This is a genomic window from Streptomyces otsuchiensis (assembly GCF_004305975.1).
In the GTDB taxonomy this organism is placed as follows: domain Bacteria; phylum Actinomycetota; class Actinomycetes; order Streptomycetales; family Streptomycetaceae; genus Streptomyces; species Streptomyces otsuchiensis.
Window position 1 is genome coordinate 1 of record NZ_BHZI01000366.1, and the last position, 4,781, is coordinate 4,781.

The following is a 4,781-nucleotide window of genomic DNA, read 5'->3' on the forward strand; positions in this document are numbered from 1 at the left end:
GGCCCGGCGTAGGGCGGGGGTTCCGGAGCGGTCATGTTCACCGGGTCCGGCTGCCTCGCGTCCGCCTGCGGCTTCTGCGGCTTCTGCGGGGGCGCGGCGACCGGTCCACCGGCGACCGCGTACCGCGAGGGGTCGTTGTCCGGGCTGTCGCCACTCACGGACAGCAGGCGGCGCAGCCGCCCGCGCATCGGCTCGACGGCCGCCCGTTCCTTCTGCTTCCCCCTGGCCGGTGCCGGGTCCTTCTTCTGGTCCGTGGCCTTCGGCTTGGCCTCCGGCTCGGCCGCGGTCTTGGCGGCCTTCGGCTTCGCCGGAGCCTTCGGCCGGTCCTTCGCCGCGGGTTCGTCCTTCGTGAGGTTCGGCTGCCGGTTGCCGGTCGTCGTCTCCTTGCGGGCGCCCCGGCGCAGCAGCTTGCCGACGGGTGTCCGTTCCCGCTTCGCTTCCGACGGCTTCGCCTTCACTTCCGACGGCTTCGCCTTCGGCTCCGCTTCCGGAGACGGCTCCGGACGGGCCACCGCCCCCGGCCCGGCGGGTGCCGGGCCGGGGGCCGGGGTCTCGGTCGAGGGGAGCCGCCGGGGCGGCTCCCCGTCTCCCGCCGGGCGGGGCGGGGCCCCGTCCGGCGTCGAGGTGGGTTCGGGCGACGCGGGACCGCCGGGCCGGCCGGTGGTCTGCCCGCGACGCAGCGCTCGCCGCAGACGCCCCTGCATTTCACTCACCCTCACCCTGACCGCCTATCAGTAGTAGTGGTTGCCGGCCGCGCGGCGACGCGCGGTGAACGCGTAGCCGACGGCACCGGCGACGGCGATCCCGCCGCCGATGGCGAGCGCGGTCGCGTACCCGCCGCTCTCCTGCGACCCGCCGAAGCCGGCCGAGGCACCGCCGCTGGGGGTGGCGGTGTAGGTGAACGAACCGGTTTGCTCGGTGCCGTTCACGCAGGTGACGCGGATCGGGTAGCTCTGGCCCGCCTGCAGGCCGTCGCTCCTGATCTGGCCGGTGCCGACCCACTGGTTGTTGTCGTTCTTCTTGAGCTGGATGGGCTGGCGCAGCGCCTGGGACGCGGCGCCGCCGGCCGGCTCGCAGGTGGCCTTGACGGTGATGTGGGTGCCGGCGCCGCCCGAGTTGGGCGAGACCATCAGGTGGTGCTTGCCCTTGCCGTCACCACCGCCGCTTTCGCTGGCGGCGGCCGGGGCGGCGGCGATGCCCGCCGTGAGCAGCGCTGCCGCGGTGCCCAGGGCCAGGCGGCCGGTGCGTGTCTGGGGAGTTCTCATGGGACGGTGACCTCCGGGTCGTGGTCCGTCACGACGAGGTGACGGGCTGTCGGTCCCATGCGAACAGCGGGTCACCGAACCCGCACCCCGAGCGCGTCCCGTGGGGGGTCCCGGTTGCTCCGTCCGGGTTGTGGCGTGCGGGGCGCGTCCGGCGGAGGTCATGGCTCAGGCCGTGTGGCACAAGGGCGGGGCGCCGTTCGGGCGCGGCCGGGGAGCGCTTGTCGCGCGGTGCTGCGACAGCCGGGTGACGGAGGCGTACCGGCGGGTGACCGGCGGGGCACGCGGCGCTATGAGGACCGCCGCGACCGTGCCACGCGACCGTGCCACGCGGCCGAGGAGGGCGATCGATCGGCGAACGGGTGCGCGAGCGCGTTGCCAATCTCCGCACGTCAAGCTGTCGAGAAGGCAGGTGTTTCCGTCAGATCCGATGAGTTCGCATCATTCATGGGCAAGTTGTCGCCAATGCCGCAGGTCACCGCTATACCTGTGCGCTGGGACGGCACGCGTCGCCTCCCGTCCGGTGGAGTACGTCGAACGTCGCAGTGGAGGCCCGGAGCGGTGATGACCATCAACATGGCCGTGCTGTTCGCGGTCATCGTCGTCTGGCGGCTCGGTCGGCGGACGGAGGCCCGTAGCCGGTCCGACGAGAAGCTGACCGTCGTCATCGTCCTCGCGCTGGGCGTCCTGATCGCCCCCACCCAGGTGGGTCACACGATCCTGTGCGTCCTGGAGGAACTGGCGAACGGCGTCACCCGGATCAGCCGCTGACCCCGCTGACCCCGCTGACCCGCTGACCCCGCGGTCCGGAGCGGAGGTCTGTCCCCGCTCCGGAACGGCGCGCCCCGGTCTTCCCGCCGCGCTCAGTCGGTCGGCAGGGACAGGTGCAGTGCTCCCGGCCGGACGTGCCAGGTGCGGCAGTGCGCGGGTCCGTACGTCACGGTGTCGGCGCGGTAGCGGAACGACTGCCCCGAGACCGTCACCGACTCCGCGCGGGCGGTGATGGCCGGGTCCAGCTCGCCGTGCCGGACCACCACCGCCGCCAGCCCGTCCGCCGGTGAGACCGAGACCTCCCGGACCGGCCGGTCCAGGTCCGCCAGGACCCGCCCGTCCGCCTCCACCCGCAGCCACTGCTCCGGCGCCAGCACCGGCCGCCACCAGCTGCGCCGCGGCGCCGGACGCGGCCGGGGGACGGCCGGTATGCCGAGCGCGCCCAGGACCACCCCGCCGGCGTCGTCCACCAGCAGGTCCAGCGGCCGGGCGTCGCCGTTCAGCACGGTCCGCGAGGCGTGGACGGCGTCCGACGGGAGGCCGAGCGCGCTGGCCACCGTCACCGTCCCCGGTGGACCGACCGGTACGAAGCCGAGCGGATGCGAGGCGAGGTCGCCGCGGTGGTGCAGCGCCCGCACCGCCCGCAGCAGCGCGCGGTCGTCGCCGACCACCACCACCCGTCCGCTGTGCACCCCGGCCATGGCCCGGGACATCTCCTGCGGGCGTTCCAGAAGGCGCACCCGCGCCCCGCTGGTACCCGCGCTCAGTACGTCGCGCGCGATCCGCACCGATTCCCCGTCGGTCTGCCGGGCGATCGGGTCGATGACGATCAGCACCTGTTTGTTCGCCTCCTGGCAGCTGTCGGCCGCCTCCGCGCGGGCGGGCACGCCCGCGCACTCGCGGCCACGTTCGCCTGCCGCCCACGTGTCTCGTAAACTCTCGGTGCAAGAGCCCCTGTCGCGATTGTGTCAGGGGTTTCGTCGATCCGGGGCAGTCTGCACATGAGATGCCCCGCCCGGAAGGGGTGTACGCCTGTGCCCGCACTTGTGGTACTCGGTGCTCAGTGGGGTGACGAGGGCAAGGGCAAAGCAACCGATCTGCTCGGTGGTTCGGTGGATTACGTGGTCCGTTACCAGGGGGGTAACAACGCGGGCCACACCGTGGTGGTCGGTGACCAGAAGTACGCGCTGCACCTGCTGCCGTCGGGCATCCTCTCGCCGGAGTGCACCCCCGTCATCGGCGGTGGTGTCGTGGTCGACCCCTCGGTGCTGCTGTCGGAGCTGGCCGGTCTGGGTGACCGCGGCATCGACACCTCCAAGCTGCTGATCAGCGGTAACGCGCACCTGATCACGCCGTACCACACCAGCCTGGACAAGGTCACCGAACGCTTCCTCGGCAAGCGGAAGATCGGTACCACGGGCCGCGGAATCGGTCCCGCCTACGCGGACAAGATCAACCGCGTCGGTATCCGGGTGCAGGATCTGTTCGACGAGTCGATCCTGCGGCAGAAGGTGGACGCCGCCCTCGACGCCAAGAACCAGGTGCTGGCCAAGCTCTACAACCGCCGGGCCATCGCCGCCGATCAGGTTGTCGAGGAACTCCTCGGCTACGCACCGAGGTTGGAGCCGTTCGTGGCCGACACCACGCTGCTGCTCAACGACGCCATCGACGAGGGCAAGGTCGTGCTCTTCGAGGGCGGCCAGGGCACCCTGCTCGACGTCGACCACGGGACGTACCCCTTCGTCACCTCCTCCAACCCGACCGCGGGCGGCGCCTGCACGGGCGCCGGTGTGGGGCCGACGAAGATCAACCGGGTGATCGGCATCCTGAAGGCGTACACCACCCGCGTGGGCGCCGGGCCGTTCCCGACCGAGCTGGAGGACGAGGACGGCGAGGCGCTGCGCCGGATCGGTGGCGAGTTCGGTGTCACCACCGGCCGCGACCGCCGCTGCGGCTGGTTCGACGCGGTCATCGCCCGCTACGCGACCCGCGTCAACGGCCTGACCGACTTCTTCCTCACCAAGCTGGACGTGCTCACCGGCTGGGAGACCATCCCGGTCTGTGTCGCATATGAGATCGACGGCCGTCGTGTCGAAGAACTCCCGTACAACCAGAGCGACTTCCACCACGCGAAGCCGATCTACGAGTACCTGCCGGGCTGGACCGAGGACATCACCAAGGCGAAGAGCCTGGACGACCTCCCCGCCAACGCGCGGGCCTACGTGCAGGCGCTGGAGGACATGTCCGGCGCTCCGATCTCCGCGATCGGTGTGGGCCCGGGCCGGGACGAGACCATCCAGATCCGCCCCTTCGTCTGAGGCACGCGCTCGCGCTTCCTGGCGTGCGACACACCGCAGCCGCCCCCACCGCTCGTCGCGGTCGGGGGCGGCTGCGGTGTGCGGGTCTCCCGGGGGCAGCCGAGCGGAGAGCTCCGGCTGTCGTCACCCGAGGCGGGCGGCCCCGCGCTCTTGGCCGGCTGGCGGAAACGGCACGTCGTGGCACATCGGTCAACCGCACCGATCCGCAGCTATGGCTCCGTGGCGCAAGCCGCGCGCTCGTGCTGCTCGGGCGCCTCGGCCCGCTCCCCCGTCGTGGCTCCCGGTGTCGGCCGGTCGACCCTGATCCGCGGGTCCGGGGGGCCGGCCGCGCGCTGCCCGGCGGCGGAGTCGTGATCGGCCGCGCCGGGGTCCTCGGGCTCGTCCGCCGGCTCGCGTGCCGCCGCCGGTCCGGCGGTGCTCGCGACCGTGC

General features: G+C 72.6%; 4 protein-coding genes and 2 pseudogenes. 2 read left to right on the forward strand and 4 right to left on the reverse strand.

The annotated features are described in order from the left end of the window. Both E0D90_RS23660 and E0D90_RS23665 read right to left on the reverse strand, forming a co-directional pair. A pseudogene (locus tag E0D90_RS23660) lies at positions 1-458 on the reverse strand (hypothetical protein); the annotation flags it as partial. A gap of 273 nt (positions 459-731) precedes the next feature. Next, on the reverse strand, positions 732-1,265 hold the full coding sequence (locus tag E0D90_RS23665) for a hypothetical protein (protein ID WP_103504414.1): 534 nt from the start codon (positions 1,263-1,265) through the stop codon (positions 732-734). A 558-nt stretch (positions 1,266-1,823) separates the two neighbouring features. On the opposite strand from E0D90_RS23665, the gene E0D90_RS23670 reads away from it, so the two are divergent. Then, positions 1,824-2,033: a hypothetical protein gene (locus E0D90_RS23670; protein ID WP_103504415.1), complete on the forward strand. Its 210-nt coding sequence runs from the start codon at positions 1,824-1,826 to the stop codon at positions 2,031-2,033. Positions 2,034-2,125: 92 nt separating this feature from the next. Here the strand turns inward: E0D90_RS23670 and E0D90_RS23675 are convergent, their stop codons facing one another. Beyond that, complete coding sequence (locus E0D90_RS23675; RefSeq protein WP_103504419.1) at positions 2,126-2,920, reverse strand: diacylglycerol kinase family protein; 795 nt, start codon at positions 2,918-2,920, stop codon at positions 2,126-2,128. A gap of 147 nt (positions 2,921-3,067) precedes the next feature. Here E0D90_RS23675 and E0D90_RS23680 point away from each other — a divergent pair, with 147 nt between their 5' ends. Beyond that, on the forward strand, positions 3,068-4,351 hold the full coding sequence (locus E0D90_RS23680; protein WP_103529643.1) for an adenylosuccinate synthase: 1,284 nt from the start codon (positions 3,068-3,070) through the stop codon (positions 4,349-4,351). Positions 4,352-4,560: 209 nt separating this feature from the next. Here the strand turns inward: E0D90_RS23680 and E0D90_RS28105 are convergent. Then, positions 4,561-4,781: pseudogene (locus E0D90_RS28105) on the reverse strand (hypothetical protein); the annotation flags it as partial.